Source organism: Mesorhizobium sp. AR02 (assembly GCF_024746835.1).
Lineage (GTDB): Bacteria > Pseudomonadota > Alphaproteobacteria > Rhizobiales > Rhizobiaceae > Mesorhizobium.
Window position 1 is genome coordinate 71,108 of the sequence record NZ_CP080531.1, and the last position, 16,000, is coordinate 87,107.

Consider the following 16,000-nt stretch of genomic DNA (forward strand, 5'->3'; position numbering starts at 1 on the left):
ACGCTAAATTAACCGGAAACGTCAACAGTGCGGTGTTGGATCAAACACCGCAGGCGCGCCTCATGCCCGTCGTGGATGTCAAGGTTGGTTCGGTCATCCCGGAGCGGGTGGCCGAAGGCGTGGAGCGCTCTCGCCACATGGAAGACGAGCTGCGCGAACAGAATGAGCGCTTTTCAGCCGCTGTCGAGAACATGTCGCATGGCCTGTGCATGTTCGATGCCGACGAGCGCATGATCATCTGCAACGGCAACTACATCAACATCTTCTGCCTCGACGCCAAGCTGATACGACCGGGCATCCACTTCATCGACATCCTGCGGCACAGCGTCGACATCGGCATCGCCTCGCAAAGCGCCGACGAGCTCTATGCAATCCGCAAACCCTATATCGACCAGGCAAAACCCTCGACCTACGAAGAGACGCTGTCGGATGGTCGCATCATCAACATCTCGCACCGCCCGCTGGCCCTGGGCGGCTGGGTCTCGATCTACGAGGACATCACCGAACAGCGGCGCGCCGAGCAGGATCTCAAGGAGCAGCATCGCCGTTTCGACGCCGCACTCGCCAACATGTCGCAAGGCTTGCTGATGTACGACGCCGACGGCAAGATGATCGTGCGCAACCGGCGTTTTCTTGAGCTCTACAACGTCACCGCGGCGGACTTTCCGCTTGGGACGACGCACCGCGACGCGCTCGAAAAATTGCTGGAACTGGGCATCTATACGAAGATCGACGTCGACAGCGAAGTCGCCAAGACCGAAGCCTGCCTAGCGGCGGCAAAACCGCATTCGGCCTATCGCTATCTTACCGACGGCAGGACGGTTCTAGTCACACGACGGCCGATGAGCGGCGGCGGCTGGGTGGTGACTTTCGACGACGTCACCGAACGTCGCCGCACCGAAGAGCGCATGATCCATCTTGCGCATCACGATACGCTGACCGGACTGCCCAACCGCTCGATGTTTCGCGAACGGCTCGACCTTGCGCTGGAGGATGCGGCAGCACCACCGTTGGCGATCTTCTCGCTCGATCTCGATCGCTTCAAGGCGATCAACGACACCTGGGGACATCCTGCCGGCGACTGGCTCTTGAAAAGCGTGGCCGAGAGGCTGCAGCGTTGCCTGCGCAATGAGACAGACATCGTCGCCCGCTTCGGCGGCGATGAGTTCGTCATCATGCAGTTCAATTCCAGGGGCATCGCCGATGCTGAAAAACTGGCGAAGCGCATCGTCGAGGCGATCGCAAAACCGTTTCGCGACAAGAGCCGGGACATGCATGTCGGCATCAGCCTGGGCATCGCCGTCTTCCCCGACGATGGCATGGACGCCGATACGCTGCTGAAAAATGCCGATACGGCGCTCTATCGGGCGAAGAGCGAAGGGAGAAACCTCTATCGTTTCTTCGAGCCCGCTATGGACGCCATCGTGCAGGCCCGCCGGGCGCTCGAGGTCGACCTCGAGGCGGCGCTGCCGCGCCAGGAATTCGATCTCGATTTCCAGCCCATCATGAACATCGCCTCCGGCGAGATCATCGGCGCGGAGGCCTTGATGCGCTGGCATTCGCCGGCGCGCGGCACCGTCGCGCCGGACGCATTCATTCCGGTGGCCGAAGAAACCGGACTGATCGTGCCGCTTGGCGAGTGGGTGCTGAGGACGGCCTGCGCGGCGGCGGTAAGCTGGCCGCCCGGCTTGCGCATCGCGGTCAATGTCTCAGCTGTGCAGCTCAAAAGCGGTGGGTTTGCCCGAAGCGTCATCTCGGCGCTGGCCTTCTCCGGCGTGCCGGCCGCACAGCTGGAGCTGGAAATCACCGAAACGGTGCTGATGGACGAGAGCAAAGCCGTGCTCAAAACGCTGCGGCAGTTGCGCGATCTCGGCATCCGCATCGCGCTGGATGATTTCGGCACCGGCTATTCCTCGCTCGGCTACCTCAGGCATTTCCCGGTCGACAAGATCAAGATCGATCGCTCCTTCATCCGCGACATGGGCAATCGCGACACGGCGGCGATCGTCCGCACCATCATCGGGCTCGGCAACGAGCTTGGCATTGTGGTCACAGCCGAGGGCGTCGAGACCGAGGTGCAACTCGATATGCTGCGCGACAATGGCTGTGTCGAGGCACAGGGTTATCTGATCGGCGTACCCGCGAAGGCGGGGGACATCCAGCGTCTGTTGAAGTCGCGTGCGCTGCACAGCCACACCGGCTGATGACATCGACGCCAGGTCAGCGCAGCGTTTCCAGGTATTTCTCGTGGAAGCTGACATAGCCGGGCTCGACCACCTGCAGATGCCGCTCGATCAGCGCGTGAAACTGCGGCAATTGATGAAACGGCACACCGGGATAGGCATGATGCTCGGCATGGAACGGCATGTTCCAGGCCAGCTTGCGCACCACCCAGTTGGTCAGCGTGGTTCTCGTATTCTCCAGCATGTTGGCAACGAACGGACAGCGGCCGTGCTCGGCCAGCAGATAGAGGCGCAGAAAGGGCTGACCGAGCAAAGCGGGAATGATCCAGACATAGAGGAGCACAGAGAGCCGGAAATAAAGGGCGAGCAGAATGACGACGGCGTAGAAGGCAATCATGGCGCGCGCCTCAGCCCGCACTTTGGGTCGGCCTTTGGGCGGCACATAGCTTTCCTGGCTGTCGCCAAAGGCGTTGGCGTAGAGCGTCTTGAGATGACCCCACCACAGCGGGATGCCGGAAACATGCACGAGGTACTGCCGCAGCGTTTCCGGTTTGGGAAAGGCCAGCTCCGGATCGTTCTCGGGGTCCTGGGTGAAGCGATGGTGGGCGAAATGAAAGTAGCGGAACCAGTCGGCCGGCAGCGCCAGCGCCAGGCTGCACACCCGCGCCACGGCGTCATTCAGCCACTGCGTCTCGAAGGCCGTGCGATGAACCGTTTCGTGCAGCAGCGTGAACAGGAACACGATCAGGATGCCTTGCGGCAGCATCAGCAACGGCCAGAACGGCACTTTCGCGGCGATCAGCGATCCGATGATGACAATCGCACCCCAGTGGGCGCCGAGCTGAACGAGACCCGCAGCGTCGGACTTGGCGGTCAGGCGACTGCGCTCTTCCGGGGTCAATGACGCGATTATGTCGCGATGGTCCATCGGCTTCGATCCAGGCTGGCGATTTGATGAGGCCCACTCTAGCCGGTGAAAAAGCTTTCCAAAAACGACGATTCCTGCGATTTGGATAAGCTTATCTTATCTATCTGGCAATCATGGTCACATCTCCATCGCTGAAAGGACTTCAGGCGTTCGAGGCCGCGGCGCGCACGGGCAGCTTTGCGGCGGCGGCGGAGGAGCTTTCTGTCTCGGCCGCCGCCGTCAGCCAACTCATCCGCACCGTCGAGGAACAGATGGGCCGCAAGCTGTTTCATCGGGTCAACCGCAAGGTTGTCCTCACCGAGGCAGGCGTGGAAATGCTGCCGCGGCTGACCATGGCCTTCCAGGAAATCGGCAGTGTTTCGCGCGAACTCGGCGGCGATGCGTTCCGCCCGCGCCTGGTGGTCTCGGTGCCGCCATCCATGGCCATGGGTTGGCTTTCGCAGCGTCTCGCCGGCTTCGTCGCCAGCCATGGCGCCGCCGATATATCGCTGCGCGGTGACGACGACCCGGTGCCGTTCGACCGCGAACTGATCGACATCAGGCTCTCCTACGGTCCGCACTATCGCGAGCACCCGACCGAGGACATCGCCCGGGACGCCGTCTATCCCGTCTGCGCGCCAGGGCTTGCCAGCGGGATCAATGCGGATGGCGGCCCGCTCGCCGGGCTGCCGCTGATCCATACCGACTGGGGACCGACCGGCGCCTCGTTTCCGTCCTGGCGCAACTGGTTCGAGGCCGCTGGTGTCCAGCCCGGCCGGGCGGCGCAGCGCGGCCTGTCGGCCAACTCGTCGCGCGCCGCACTCGACCTTGCCATTTCGGGGCTGGGCGTGGCACTGGCACAAGGGGTCTATTGTGCCGAAGCGCTGGAGGACGGCAGGCTGGTCCGGCCCGCCGCCAAGGCGATCGCGCTGCGCCAGCCCTATTGCCTGACCATTCCGGAGCGCAGCGCCAGACGCGATGTCGTGGCGGCGTTCCGCGATTGGCTGATCAACGAATGCCAACGCGCGGTGGGCTCGCCGGCACTGCGTGCCAGATCCGCAACATAACGGAATCAGCCACTTTGCTCAGGACTAGCGGCGCCTTTGGCCGAACTGGCCCGGAACGCGCCTGACCGGTTCAGCCACGACCGTCTGCAGCACCGGTACGGCACGAGGGCCTTGAGCAAATTTGCCAGGTACGAACCCAAGCATGATCAGCGCGGCAATGAAGCCGTATCGCAGGATGTCGAAGGCCAGAGGCGAAAGACCGCCGTGGAACAATGCGATGGCCAGTTTCGGGACGAGCACGCCGAAACCGACCAAGGCCGGCCAGCCAATGTCGCGCACACGGGCGAATACCATCCATATGATCGCAACCAGGGTGGCATAGCCCATCGCCACGAGTATGGACATGTAGATCGCGCCGACGGCCGAGCTCTTCGCTTCCATGGCGAGCGCCTGAGCTACCATCCCCGCCGCATGGTCTTGTACAGGGTCTGTTGGCGACGCTTCGCCTTGCGCCGGTCGGTCACCGGTCCTCAACCCCTCGACAAAGGATTGTTGGCTCTCTGCAATCTTCGCGCCGTCGGCCGCATAGATCTGCTTCTGGATGCCTTCCTTTGCCCCAACCAGAAAATGCTCGATTGGCTCCTTGGCAAAATCGAATCCGATAAGGAATATTAGCAAGAATAAATACAGTAGCGGCCCACAATTTCCTGATTGGAACAGCTTTATCATATTGCCAAAATACCCCGAGCAATCTGCAATACAGCTCGAGTAACATGAACCAGTTTAACTATGGTTATCGAGCTTGCACCAAATTGAGCCAAGCACGGGCACGACGGCAAATCAAAGGTGTCCGCTCAATGCCTCGACCATGTCCTTGTTCGTCGCCACGGGAATGATCTCGAACTCGACCAGATCAGCCCATTCGATGACCCAGCGCTGCAGCAGCGTGACGTCATCGGTCTCCACCAGCAGGAAGCAGCGGCTCATATCCGCCGCGATCCAGCTGTGGTGCACGACAAGCTCCTCCGGCTTCAGTCGGCCCCGATCGCGGAAGCGGCGGTAGATATCCTTGCGGTCGCAGCCGGTGAAATCCTCGATCACGATGAACTGCATGTTTCCCCCCTAGAGCAATTCCAGGAAAAGTGTGAGGCGGTTTTCCGTCCGGAATGCTTCAAAACAAAGAGATAGAGCGGCTCGGCGTTTCCGTGAAACGGCGAGCCGCTCTAGTTGAACTATTGTCGTCCTGGCCGGTCGAGCCGCTCGAGGAACCACTGCGTCAGCCGCACCCAAACCTCGTCCTTCTCGCCGGAATCCTCCCAGCCATGGTCGAGATTGGGGTTATCGTTGACCTCGATGACGAAGACGCCATCCTTGGTCTCCTTGAGGTCGACGCCGTAAAGGCCGTCGCCGATGCAGCGCGCCGCCTTGACCGCGGTCTCGACGACATGGGCCGGTGTCTCCTTCAGCGTGAAGGTCTTGATGCCACCCTGGTCGGGCTTGCCATTGGCCTTGTGGTTGACGATCTGCCAGTGCTTTTTGGCCATCAGATAGTGCACGGCAAACAGCGGCTGGCCGCCGAGCACGCCGACGCGCCAGTCATATTCAGTTGGGATGAATTTCTGCGCGATGAGGAGGTCGGAATCCTCCAGCCACTCGGTCGCAAGCCGTGTCAGTTCCTCCAGATTCTCGCATTTCTTGACGCCGCGCGAGAAGGAGGAATCCGGAATCTTCAGGACCAGCGGGAAGCCTAGTGTCTGTGCGGCCAGTTCGAGGTCAGAGGTGCCGGCGATCATCACCGTCGGTGGCACCGGCACCTTGTTGTAGGCCATCAGTTCGTTGAGATAGACCTTGTTGGTGCAGCGGATCATCGACAGCGGGTCGTCGATGACCGGCATGCCTTCCTGCTGGGCGCGGCGGGCGAAGCGATAGGTGTGGTTGGAGATCGAGGTGGTCTCGCGGATGAACAGCGCATCGTAGTTCGCGAGCTTGGCGAGGTCCTTCCTGGTGATGGGCTCGATTTCGACCCCCATCTTTTCGGCGATCTTGGCCCAGTAGCGCAGCGACGAGATTTCCGACGGCGGCAGTTCCTCATGCGGATCGACCAGCGTGGCGAAGGTATAGCGCGCCGGCGTGCGCCCCTTGGTGTCGCGCCATTCGCGGTTGGTGTAGGTCTCCAGGCACTGGATGAAGCTTTTTTCCTCGTCCTCGGTCATCCGCGCCAGCGGATGGAAGCCGATCTTGCGGATCGAAGCCCATTCGGCGCTGTCCTTGATATGGACTTCGAGCGCCGGGGCGCGGAACCAGTCGAACAACAGCTTGGCGAAACGGTCCCATACCTTGGACGGGCCGATGCCGAAGAAGATGCAGACCTTGGCCGGAAAGGCACCACCGAGGTCCTTGCGGCATTTGTTGAGCGCCAGCTCCAGTTCCGGCAGCGCATGCTCGTAGAGCTTGCGTTCCGACAGGTCGATCATCGTCTCGACGGTGGGAATGACCTTGTGGCCGCGCGAGCTCGCCAGCAGCGAGGCGTAGTAGCCGCGGCTCTGGTAGCCATAGTTGTTCGACAGGTTGATGACCTTCGGCCGCTGGCCGCGGAACAGTGACGGATGCGCGAGATAGTCGCGATTGGTGATGATCTTGTGCGGTGTCGCCACCTGGTCGAGATCGCTCTGCCTGCCGGTAAGAATGACCCAGGTCATTATCTCTTTCCCAAAGTGATGGCGGCACGCAGTCCGTCGCGGCCGAACTGCGCCATGTTCATGAAGATGCCGTAGGGCACGGGAATGTTGGCGGCATCAAGGATGGTTTCCTGCCTTTCGTCCTCGACCCAGGGATCGTGGATCAGAATATGGTCGCCATCGTCGCCGATGGCCAGCACCCAGTGCGGCACCTTCTTGCCGAACATCAGGAAGCCGCTGATCAGCACCAGCACCAGTTTTCCCGCAGCGATCGCGGTTCTGATGTCATCGATGGTGAACGGGCGGTAATTCACCGGGATGCCGTAACGTTCCGCACGGCGGCGAAAGTCGACCTGGGCCAGTTCCATCACCCGGCGCTTGTCCTCGCTGCGCACCGACTGCAGGAACAGCGCGCCGTAGAAGGAAACGAAAATCTCCGCCGCGAGCCCGCTTTCGTATCCAGAGACAGCCAGGCCGAATGGTTCGCAGCCGCCCGGGCCTGACATCATGAAGACGGTCGTCGCCTCGCGCCAGAGGCGGATTTCCATCACCGGGTCGGGCACGAAGCCCCGATCGAAATTGGCCATGGCCATCATCAGGCAGCATGGGCCGCAGGTGAACTCGCATGTCTGCTGATAGAACGGCACCCTGGTAGCGATCGGAACGTCGCCGCGCAGGGTCTTTTCATAACGAAGCGCCGTCGCGCCGTCCTCGTAATAGCCAGGCTCACGGCCAATCTTGCGATAGCCGGCCTGCTCGTAGATGCTGATGGCTCGGCTGTTGTCCTCACGCACTTCGAGACGCAGCATCATGCGGTCGTGTTCGAACGCTGCGTCTTCCGCCGACGCGAGCAGCATACGGCCAACACCCAGCCCGCCAAAAAATGGACCCGTGGCTATGGAGTAAAGCCGCGCCACCCCACTGCCCTTGCGAAACAGCACGATCGCATAACCGGCGACGCGGCCATCGACTTCGGCGACCAGCGTCTCGGCGGTCTCGCGCTCGATGAACAGGCGAAAGGAGCGACGGGAAATGCGATCGCTCGAGAAAACGGCTTTCTCGATGGCGGCGAGATCATCGACGTCAGACGCGCGGGCCGTGCGGATCTCGGCAGGCATGCGACTTGAGAAAACCTCGATTGCGTTGCGGAAACGGCCCCGGTCAAAAGCGTCGCAAACACCGGCCGAAGCGCCGGTATTCATCAAGCGCTATCGCTCCTTGATTAGGGCCGAATTGTGACAGGTTCCGCGGCGGCAAGGAAGCTCGCGGGCTTTGAACAGGATCGCTGTTTTGATAGGCCACCGGCTGCGACCAATTGCGGCCAAATCAGCTTGCGAGGCCTGCCAGAAGCTGGCCATAGGCACTCTTGGCCACGACCGCCAATTGCTCGCGCGGCAGCGACCCGACGACGGCGCAGCCATAGCCCTTGTCCAGCCAGTAGACCGCCTGCGGGCCGTCCTGCGCCGAAGCATAGGTGCCCTTGGCGTTCTCCGTCGATTCCGCGGTGACGAAGAGGGATATGCGCTCGCCCTTGTCGTCCTCGTAGAGCAGCATCGCGGCCTTGCTGTCGCCGGCCGGCAACAACCGGCCGCCGACAAGCTGAAAACCGTTCGCGCTCAAGTCCGGCGCCACCAGCTTCAGCCCGACCCGGTTGGACAGCCAGGTCTGCAAATGATCCTTGTCGCTGGCCGGCACTTCCACCGCATGCCGCTTCTCGGCGGCGTAGATGACATGGGCGGCAATCGCCTGTTCGGCGAGCTGATCCTCCGCCGGATTCTCCTGTCCGATGCCGTCAATGCCGGCAAAGTAGCCGCCAAATCCGCCCGTGGCCAAGAGCACGGCCGCGGCAGCGGCAAGCCACCAGCGCGAGCGCGGCACCACAGCCTTAACAGGCGCTTCGCCGAGCACCACCTTGCGCAAGCGCGCGGGGACAGGCTCATCCATCACGCCGGCAAAGGCTGAGCGCAACGCCTCCCGATCGGCTGTGAAGCGGGCGCTTCTGGCCTTCATCTCAGGATTGGCATCGAGCCAGGCATCATAGGCGGCACGCTCGTCGGCCGGCAGTTCGCCGTCGAGCGCCATATGGATGTCACGTTCGGAAAAATCGCGGCGGATCATTTCTCGACGATCCTTATCGAGCGGCGACGCGCCGTGTCATCCAGCAACCCGCGCAATTCCTCACGCCCGCGCGCAATGCGCGACATCAGCGTGCCTGCGGGTACCCCCAGAATGTTGGCGGCCTCGGCATAGGAAAAGCCTTCGATGGCGACCATGACAAGGGCCGCGCGGCGATCGGGGCTAATCGCCTGCAACGCGTCGATGATCTCGCGTGAGGCGATGCCCTCCAACTGCTCGGCCGGCTGGGCAACCGCCTCGCCCGCTTCCAAGGGCAGCATCGCCGCTTCGCCGCGACGGTTCAGCTTGCGCATCTGGTCGATGAACAAATGATGCATGATCGTAAACAGCCACCTCCTGGGGCTTTCTCCCGTCTGCCAGTTGTCGAGCCGCATAAGTGCGCGCTCGAGACAGTCCTGAACGAGGTCGTCGGCAGAATCGCGGTCGCGCAAAAGCGAGCGTGCGTAGCGGCGCAGGCGCGGTATTTCGCCAAGGATTGCTGCCTTCTTTTCGTCCATGACCGCTGGTTCTGAGGTCGCCCTTGTTGATCCCGATTGAACGCGCCTTCCTGGCGCGGCGCAAGCGGCCAGCGCGAAGCGGTCCGCCGCTCCGGTCACCCAAGCAATGAGATAACGCTGGCGGGTGCCGGTTTATTCCCCAAAAAGGGAGGCGGCAGCAAATCGGTTGTTTAAGTACGTAGAATATGCACAATAGGTACAATACGTATGAGGATCACTTGATGAAGCAATTCACCTTTTCAGACATGAACCGGGCGTCCGGCGAAATTCTCGAAACGGCAATGATCGAGCCCGTCGCTCTCACGAAACGTGGCAAGGAGAAGCTGATCATCCTGTCAGCCGCCCAATACCGGCAGCTCGTCGGTCCACCTCATGCTGAAGCCTACACGCTTGAGGACGCGCCCGACGAGGTTCACGATGAACTCATGTCCGGATTGGAGGCCATCACAACCGGCGACAAGCCGGATGCTTAAGCCCGGCGACTTGCTTCGATACTATTACCTATGGGCGCGGCAGGCTGACGCCGGCGAGGAATCCGGCCGCAAGGCGCGGCCCGTCTGCATTGTGGTCAGAACGCCGGCAACGCCTGCCGCATTGTTCTTGTTCCCCCTCACCTCGCAAAAGCCCGACCAGTCCCGCACGCATGTTGCCGTGAGCGAAATCGAGTGCCGCAGAGGTGGGCTCGATTTTCCGTCATGGCTGATCCTGGACGAGTACAACCGCGTACAAGTCGATGAAGCTTATGATCTCGTCACGACGAAACCAATCGGCTCCTTCAGCCCGGCGTTTGTCCGCAAGATTGCGGGCCTCATCAAAGAGGCAGTCGTACAACGCCGCGTGCGTGGCATCGTCCGAAAATAGCGAATAAGCGATCCATGGACGGGTAAGGCCGTTCACGGAAGCAAGCGCGTCACCCCTCCTTCGCCGCCCTGGTCAGAAGCCGCTGGTAGAACAGGCCGATGCCGATCAACACGGCGCCCAGGCCGATGAAAGACAGCGCCCGCAACACACCTTCCAGCTCCGACATGTCGAAGAGGAAGACCTTCAGCACTGCAATCGCGATCAGCGCGGCAGACGCAATGCGCAGCACCTGCGACTTCAGCCAGACGCCGGCGGTGAGCAACGCCACGCCGATCACCAGCCAGAGCGCCGAATAGGTGTAGGTTTCCAGTTGGCCAAGCCCGCTCCACAGGCCGATGAACTCGCCCTTGAACAGCCGCCTGACCGACAGCGTGGCATAAGCCAGGGCAAGCACGGCCGCCACCACCGCCAACATCTGCGCATACCATTTCGGCCGTTTGTCGCGGGCATACAGCGCCAGCCCGCCGGCAGCGATGGCCGGCAGGAGATAGGCCAGGAACAACAGGTTGAACACCGGGATCCGGCCGGTCGATTCGTCTGTGAACAGCGGGTTCAGCACGACGAAATGCCGGATGACGATGAACGCGACCGAAACCACGCCGGCGGCCATCGAACCATAGCGCAGCACCGAGCTTGGCGAGCGCATGTCGATGGCGACCAGGATGGCGCCGGCGCCGATGGCAATCAGCGTGTAGATCGCCTGTTCGGCGAGCGTCGCGGCACCCGTGTCGATGACGCCGCCATGCATGGCGTGGCGCACCAGCATGGCGAGCGTCAGCAGCGCAAACAGCGCCGCCGCCGCTTCCATGGCGAGGCGCGGCCGGCCATTGGTGGTGCGGGCGAGCTGCCAGGCGGCGAAGCCGAAGGCGAGCGCCGGGACGCCGTAACCCGGCAGCAGCCAGTTGAACACCGGTGTCTTGGAGAGGAACTCAGCGCCGACGATGGTTGGATCAAAGGCGACGCGGCCAAGCACGGCGATCACGGCACCAACCGAAATCCAGCCAAGCACTGGATAAGAGCGCCAGCGCGTGGCCAGCGCCGGCACGATGGCAGCGGCACCGAGCAGGATGGTGGTCCAGCCGGAATCGAAAGCCATGTGCAGCATCAGGAGACCAGCGATCGCCGCGCCGCCCAGGGCAAACGACACCGCCACGCCGCCCTTGAGCGGCGGCTCTTCGGCGCGCGCGATCCACTCGCCGCCGGCGGCGAAGACCACCACCAGCAGCGCTGCGACGGCAGCGTAGCCAAAGTCACGATCGAGATTGCCGTAGGTGAGCCACAGCGCCAGCAGGATGACCAGCGGCGCAGCGATGCCCCATGCTGCCCAGCATGCCGCGCGGATCTGCGCGACGGCGGCGAAACGGCGGGCGGCCCAGAAACCGGCGCCGACGAAGACCAGGCCGAGGCCAATGCCGATGCGCAGCGTCAAGGGATTTCCGGCCGCCACCTGCAGGCCGTCAAAACCTATGTTGCCTTGGGACAAATCGGAGCCGATAGTGGTCGGCGGAATGATGCCGAGATAGATCATCACGCTCACCACCCCGGCGGCATGCAGCAGCGGCACGGCGCGCGGCCGATAGAGTGCGGTGGCGACAAGGGCGACGATGACCAAGGCGCCCGGCAAGGCATCGCCGGCCGCGACAAGCGTAGAGTCGACAGACAGGCCCAGCGCCGAAAACGCAACAAAAACTCCCGGCACGATCGATGGCCAGTCGAAACCCGTTTTTGCAGTTTCCTCTTCGCCGCCACGACTGCGCAGCCAGACAAGGGCAAGCATCGCCAGCGTCACCGCGTCGATGAACAGGATGACGGCAAGGTCGGCGCCGGGCGCGTTCGTCATGTAGGCGATGGTCCAGAGACCGGTGCCGAAGAAGGCCGCCGCCATCAGGAATTTCCAGTCGCGCATGCTGGCGATCACCGCAGTGGCGGCAAGCACGATGGCGAGATAGACGAACAGCGCCCATGGATTTGGCGCCTGCGAGGACACAAGCGCCGGCGTCGCCATGGCACCGACGAGACCGATGCCGGCCAGGGCCAGGCCGTGTACGAGCGCGGCGGCGATCGTCGCCACGCCGATGGCACCGAGCAGCGTGAAGGCAAGCGCTGGGCCGATGAAGCCGTAAATGCCATGGGCGGCATAGACGGTGCCAAACAGGATGAAGGCACCGGCCGCCGTCAGGATCGCCGGAATGTAGGCACCGGCAACGCCTTGCACCGGCACCTTGAAGCCGGTGCGGCGAATGAACTCGCCGCCGGCGACCAGTACGAGCCCGAGCACCGCTGCCATGGTGAGCCGCACGCCGGGACCGAAAATGCCGGCCTCGATAGTGTAGCGGATGAGGAACAGGCCACCCAGCGCCAGCGCGATGCCGCCGACCCAGACCGCCCAGCGCGTGCCGAGTGCTGTTTCGATATCCGGCTTGCCGGAAACCCTGGCCGCGGCGGCCAGCTCGACAGATTCTGCTGCCTTCGGCGCCTCGCCCGCAGACCAGGGGCCGGACACAATTTCGGCAGCCGAAGCTTCCGCTTCCGCAACCGGCGCCGGTGCGACGACCGGCTCGCTCACCACCGCCGCGGCGATATCGGCCGCTGCCGCAACCACCGGCGCCGCGTCGGCCTTGCCATCGGCCGCTATCTGTTCTGCCGGCTTGGCCACCGGCGGCACGGCGCCTGAAAGGACGAGACTGCGCAGTGCGCCAAGCTCGCGCTCGACAAGGCCGATGCGGCTCTGCTGACGCGAAATGATGACGAACAAGGCGATGATGGCGACAAGGCCGATCAGGCTTTCAAACATGGCGGTTCCCCCAAACCAGGCCAGTTTTCACTGACATTTCATCTCACTGACATTCAAATGCGGCGGCTAAACGGCTGAAAAAACTCAACGTGCCGCCAGATTGGCGGCTGGAAATATCGAACATGTCTCGGTGCCGAAAGCCAGCAGCTTGCCGCCGGCATCCTTCAGCGTCGCTTCCGAAACGGCAGGCGCGCGGCCCTTGTGGACCACCTTGCCCTCGCAGACCACCTCGCCGGTCCTGGGCGTGATCGGCCGCGTGAGGTTCACCTTGAACTCCGCCGTCGTGTAGGCCTCACCCTTTTCGAGCAGCGTCTGCACGGCGCAAGCCAGTGCCGAATCGAGCAGCGTCGCCGCCCAGCCGCCATGGACGCCGCCCAGCGGGTTGAGGTGGCGCTCATTCGGCACGCCACGGAACACCGCGCGACCTTCCGACACTTCGGTCAGCGCGAAGCTGAGCTGGAACGAGATCGGCGGTGCCGGATATTTGCCGTCGATGATTCGCTGCAGCAACTCCAAACCAGTGTATTTCAGGATGTCGGCGTGCGGAATGGTGCCGAGGCCGAGCGGCGAGACCCGGCCCGGATAAAGCTCGACTTCGCTCATGTGACGATTTCTCTGGCTGCATTTTCTCCGGCAATGGTTTTGCGCGCTGCATAGTGCTTGCGCAGCGCGGCAAGAAAGCCGGCGCGGGCGTCAGGCTGTTCGATGGCACGCGGCTCGTAGACATGGCGCGTGAAGAAAAAACCGGTCAGCCGAAAGGCATCCTCGACCGCCGCTGGATCGGCGCGCAGGCCGGAGCCGCGCTGCAAAAAGGCCGGCAGCGCCAGCATCTTGTCGCGCCAAGGCGCGCCGGCTTCTGCCGACACCGCACGGCCCGACTTCGGCGAGACATAGGCAAGGTCCTGCTTTGTGCCGGTAGCGGCGCATTGGCTGAGATCGAGGCCGAAGCCGAGTTCATCGAGGATCAGAAGCTCGAAGCGCGCCACCAGTTCGCCGGCGGCATCGGCATCGTCGAGATGGACGATCATCACCGCAAGCGCCTCGTAAAGGCCGCCATGGGCGTCACGCTCGGGCAACAGGCGCAAATGCGCGGCCATGGTCTGCAGCCCATAGACAGCAACGGCGCTGTCCATCAGCCGCGCGGCATTCATCTCGATCGCCTCGGCCTGAAAGGTGCCGAGATGCTCGTCAAGGCGTGCCCGCCATAACAGATCGACGCGATTGCCGGGCTGGAGAACAGGCTGCTGCTTGCGCGAGCGGCCGCCACGGACAAGGCCGAGATGGCGGCCATGCGCACGCGTCATCACCTCGAGGATGGCGCTGGTTTCGCCATGCTTGCGGGTGCCGAGAATGATTCCCTCGTCGCGCCATTCCATGCCGGAGCTTTTCACCCGTTGGATGGCGAAATCAAGATGAGGCTTTGGTGTCTGGCGGTCCGGCACCGGGACAGCGCGCAAAAACGCCCGCAGCGATGCGCTGCGGGCGTTCGAGTGGAATCAGTCGATCGTTAGAACGAACGCTGGAAGCGGAGGATACCGCCGAGGCTGCTCTTCTTGGTAGCCTTGGTCCAGTTGTTGAAGTCGGCGTCGCCGAACTTGCCTGCATTGAGGTAGTCGACTTCAGCCGTGACCGTGAAGCCGGGCACAACGGTGTAGGCAACGTTGGCGGCGATGCCGAGGTTCTTCCAGTCGTCATAGGAGACCTGGGCATTGAACGCAGTCTTGTCGTTCAACTTGTAAGTGCCGCCGCCCCAGACTGCCCAGTTGCCGCCCCACTGCTTGTAGAAGCCGCGACCTTTGGCATTGACGGCGTTGGTCGGATCGTTGAGGTTGTTGTCCGAACCGTAGCCGCCCATGATGAACAGCGAAAATTCCTTGCTGACATTCACGTCCAAACGAACCTTGCCGGCAACTTCTTCATAGTTGCTGTCATAAGCGACGACGCCGGTGATCGCACCCCAGTCGCCCTTGTACTTCAAGCCGCCGACGACATGCGGAACATAGCTATCGATGGTGCCGGTGCCGGCGCCTTCTTCGAGCGAGACCAGTCCCGTCAGCCCGTTGCCTGCGTCGAAATAGTACTGAACGACGTTGCTCTCCTGCCCGCCATACGGAACCAGCGTATCCTGGATGACGCTGCCGGCGTAGCCGATGAAGGTATCAAAAGCCGTATCGTCCTTGCCGACGCGCAGACCACCGAGCTGAATCCAGGCGAAACGCAGCGAGAGAGCCTTGTTAACCGCCTGCCAATCGGTGCTCGCAGTCTTGGGACCTGCGCCGTCAGGATCTGAGTAGTCGCCAGACTTGTTTCCGAAATTGAATCGAGTCTCGGTATAGGTCTTCAAAGTGCCGAGCTCGGTTTCCTGGCCGGTCCACGTCTTCAGCGTGAAGCGGGTATTCTTGTACCAAGTCGAGTGATTGCCATCGCCCATGCTGTCAGCAACATGGTTGACGCCATCGAGCGAGCCGACATCGCCGGCACCGATGTCATAACGGACATACCCGCCGATGCGCAGGCAGGTCTCGGTGCCCGGAATGTAGAAGTAGCCGGCGCCGTAGACGTCGCAGATCTTGACGTATTCGGCCGGTTCCGGTTCGGCGACGACGACAGCGTCCGCGGCGCGAGCGCCGGAGACCGCGATCAGGGCCGCGGCTGAGCCGAGAAGGAGGCTCTTGATGTTCATTTTCTGACCTCTCCAGTCATAGTTTAAATGGCTTCGGATTTGTGGCTGGCGGATATGTTTTCCCGCCTCACCCCCACAACGAAAAAGGCGCGCACCGCGTCCCCTTTTCACGGCGAACATACCCATCAATCTTCCGCCTTCAATGACGGTTTTGGAAATAACGGCGATTCTGCGAACAGATTAATGTTGTGTTGCACAAATAACACTTGTCCATATGGTGGTTGGCACAATCGGCACAACGTCACATATTCAAT

The 16,000-nt window shown here is 62.2% G+C and carries 15 protein-coding genes; 4 read left to right on the top strand and 11 right to left on the bottom strand.

The genetic code is table 11. From position 1 onward, the window contains the following. The first annotated feature begins 62 nt into the window (after nt 1-62). Entirely contained in the window at nt 63-2,204 is a 2,142-nt protein-coding gene (locus DBIPINDM_RS05060; protein WP_258584713.1) for a putative bifunctional diguanylate cyclase/phosphodiesterase, read from the top strand. A 16-nt stretch (nt 2,205-2,220) separates the two neighbouring features. On the opposite strand, the gene DBIPINDM_RS05065 is transcribed toward DBIPINDM_RS05060, so the two are convergent. Next, the gene (locus tag DBIPINDM_RS05065) at nt 2,221-3,111 is read right to left on the bottom strand and encodes a fatty acid desaturase family protein (protein ID WP_258584714.1); all 891 of its coding nucleotides are present in this window, start codon (nt 3,109-3,111) and stop codon (nt 2,221-2,223) included. Nucleotides 3,112-3,224: 113 nt separating this feature from the next. On the opposite strand from DBIPINDM_RS05065, the gene DBIPINDM_RS05070 reads away from it, so the two are divergent. Further along, on the top strand, nt 3,225-4,157 hold the full coding sequence (locus DBIPINDM_RS05070) for a LysR substrate-binding domain-containing protein (protein WP_258584715.1): 933 nt from the start codon (nt 3,225-3,227) through the stop codon (nt 4,155-4,157). 24 nt (nt 4,158-4,181) lie between these two features. Here DBIPINDM_RS05070 and DBIPINDM_RS05075 read toward each other — a convergent pair whose 3' ends face one another. The 6 genes from DBIPINDM_RS05075 to DBIPINDM_RS05100 all read right to left on the bottom strand — a co-directional run bounded on the left by DBIPINDM_RS05075 (nt 4,182) and on the right by DBIPINDM_RS05100 (nt 9,408). After that, the gene (locus DBIPINDM_RS05075; protein WP_258584716.1) at nt 4,182-4,826 is read right to left on the bottom strand and encodes a hypothetical protein; all 645 of its coding nucleotides are present in this window, start codon (nt 4,824-4,826) and stop codon (nt 4,182-4,184) included. Between the two features lie 111 nt (nt 4,827-4,937). Continuing rightward, nucleotides 4,938-5,210, bottom strand: a complete 273-nt coding sequence (locus tag DBIPINDM_RS05080) for a DUF3303 domain-containing protein (RefSeq protein ID WP_258584717.1) — start codon at nt 5,208-5,210, stop codon at nt 4,938-4,940. Nucleotides 5,211-5,329: 119 nt separating this feature from the next. Beyond that, complete coding sequence (locus DBIPINDM_RS05085) at nt 5,330-6,796, bottom strand: RimK family protein (protein ID WP_027045298.1); 1,467 nt, start codon at nt 6,794-6,796, stop codon at nt 5,330-5,332. Continuing rightward, nucleotides 6,796-7,893: a peptidase C39 family protein gene (locus tag DBIPINDM_RS05090; RefSeq protein WP_258589466.1), complete on the bottom strand. Its 1,098-nt coding sequence runs from the start codon at nt 7,891-7,893 to the stop codon at nt 6,796-6,798. The genes DBIPINDM_RS05085 and DBIPINDM_RS05090 overlap by 1 nt, the downstream gene beginning before the upstream one ends. Nucleotides 7,894-8,101: 208 nt before the next feature. Continuing rightward, entirely contained in the window at nt 8,102-8,893 is a 792-nt protein-coding gene (locus tag DBIPINDM_RS05095) for an anti-sigma factor family protein (protein WP_258584718.1), read from the bottom strand. Next, nucleotides 8,890-9,408 (bottom strand): RNA polymerase sigma factor, encoded by a 519-nt coding sequence (locus DBIPINDM_RS05100; protein ID WP_258584719.1) that lies wholly within the window; start codon nt 9,406-9,408, stop codon nt 8,890-8,892. Before DBIPINDM_RS05100 ends, DBIPINDM_RS05095 begins: the two co-directional genes overlap by 4 nt. Before the next feature lie 221 nt (nt 9,409-9,629). On the opposite strand from DBIPINDM_RS05100, the gene DBIPINDM_RS05105 reads away from it, so the two are divergent. After that, entirely contained in the window at nt 9,630-9,881 is a 252-nt protein-coding gene (locus DBIPINDM_RS05105) for a prevent-host-death protein (RefSeq protein ID WP_258584720.1), read from the top strand. After that, the gene (locus tag DBIPINDM_RS05110; protein ID WP_258584721.1) at nt 9,874-10,269 is read left to right on the top strand and encodes a hypothetical protein; all 396 of its coding nucleotides are present in this window, start codon (nt 9,874-9,876) and stop codon (nt 10,267-10,269) included. Before DBIPINDM_RS05105 ends, DBIPINDM_RS05110 begins: the two co-directional genes overlap by 8 nt. Before the next feature lie 49 nt (nt 10,270-10,318). On the opposite strand, the gene DBIPINDM_RS05115 is transcribed toward DBIPINDM_RS05110, so the two are convergent. The 4 genes from DBIPINDM_RS05115 to DBIPINDM_RS05130 form a co-directional block, all read right to left on the bottom strand. Beyond that, complete coding sequence (locus tag DBIPINDM_RS05115) at nt 10,319-13,063, bottom strand: DUF2339 domain-containing protein (RefSeq protein ID WP_258584722.1); 2,745 nt, start codon at nt 13,061-13,063, stop codon at nt 10,319-10,321. A gap of 84 nt (nt 13,064-13,147) precedes the next feature. Beyond that, a complete protein-coding gene (locus DBIPINDM_RS05120; protein ID WP_258584723.1) occupies nt 13,148-13,666 on the bottom strand; it encodes a PaaI family thioesterase in 519 nt (172 codons plus the stop codon). After that, nucleotides 13,663-14,439: a DNA repair protein RecO gene (gene recO / locus DBIPINDM_RS05125; protein ID WP_258584724.1), complete on the bottom strand. Its 777-nt coding sequence runs from the start codon at nt 14,437-14,439 to the stop codon at nt 13,663-13,665. The genes DBIPINDM_RS05120 and recO overlap by 4 nt, the downstream gene beginning before the upstream one ends. A gap of 131 nt (nt 14,440-14,570) precedes the next feature. Then, entirely contained in the window at nt 14,571-15,746 is a 1,176-nt protein-coding gene (locus DBIPINDM_RS05130) for a porin (protein WP_258589467.1), read from the bottom strand. Nucleotides 15,747-16,000: the final 254 nt, after the last annotated feature.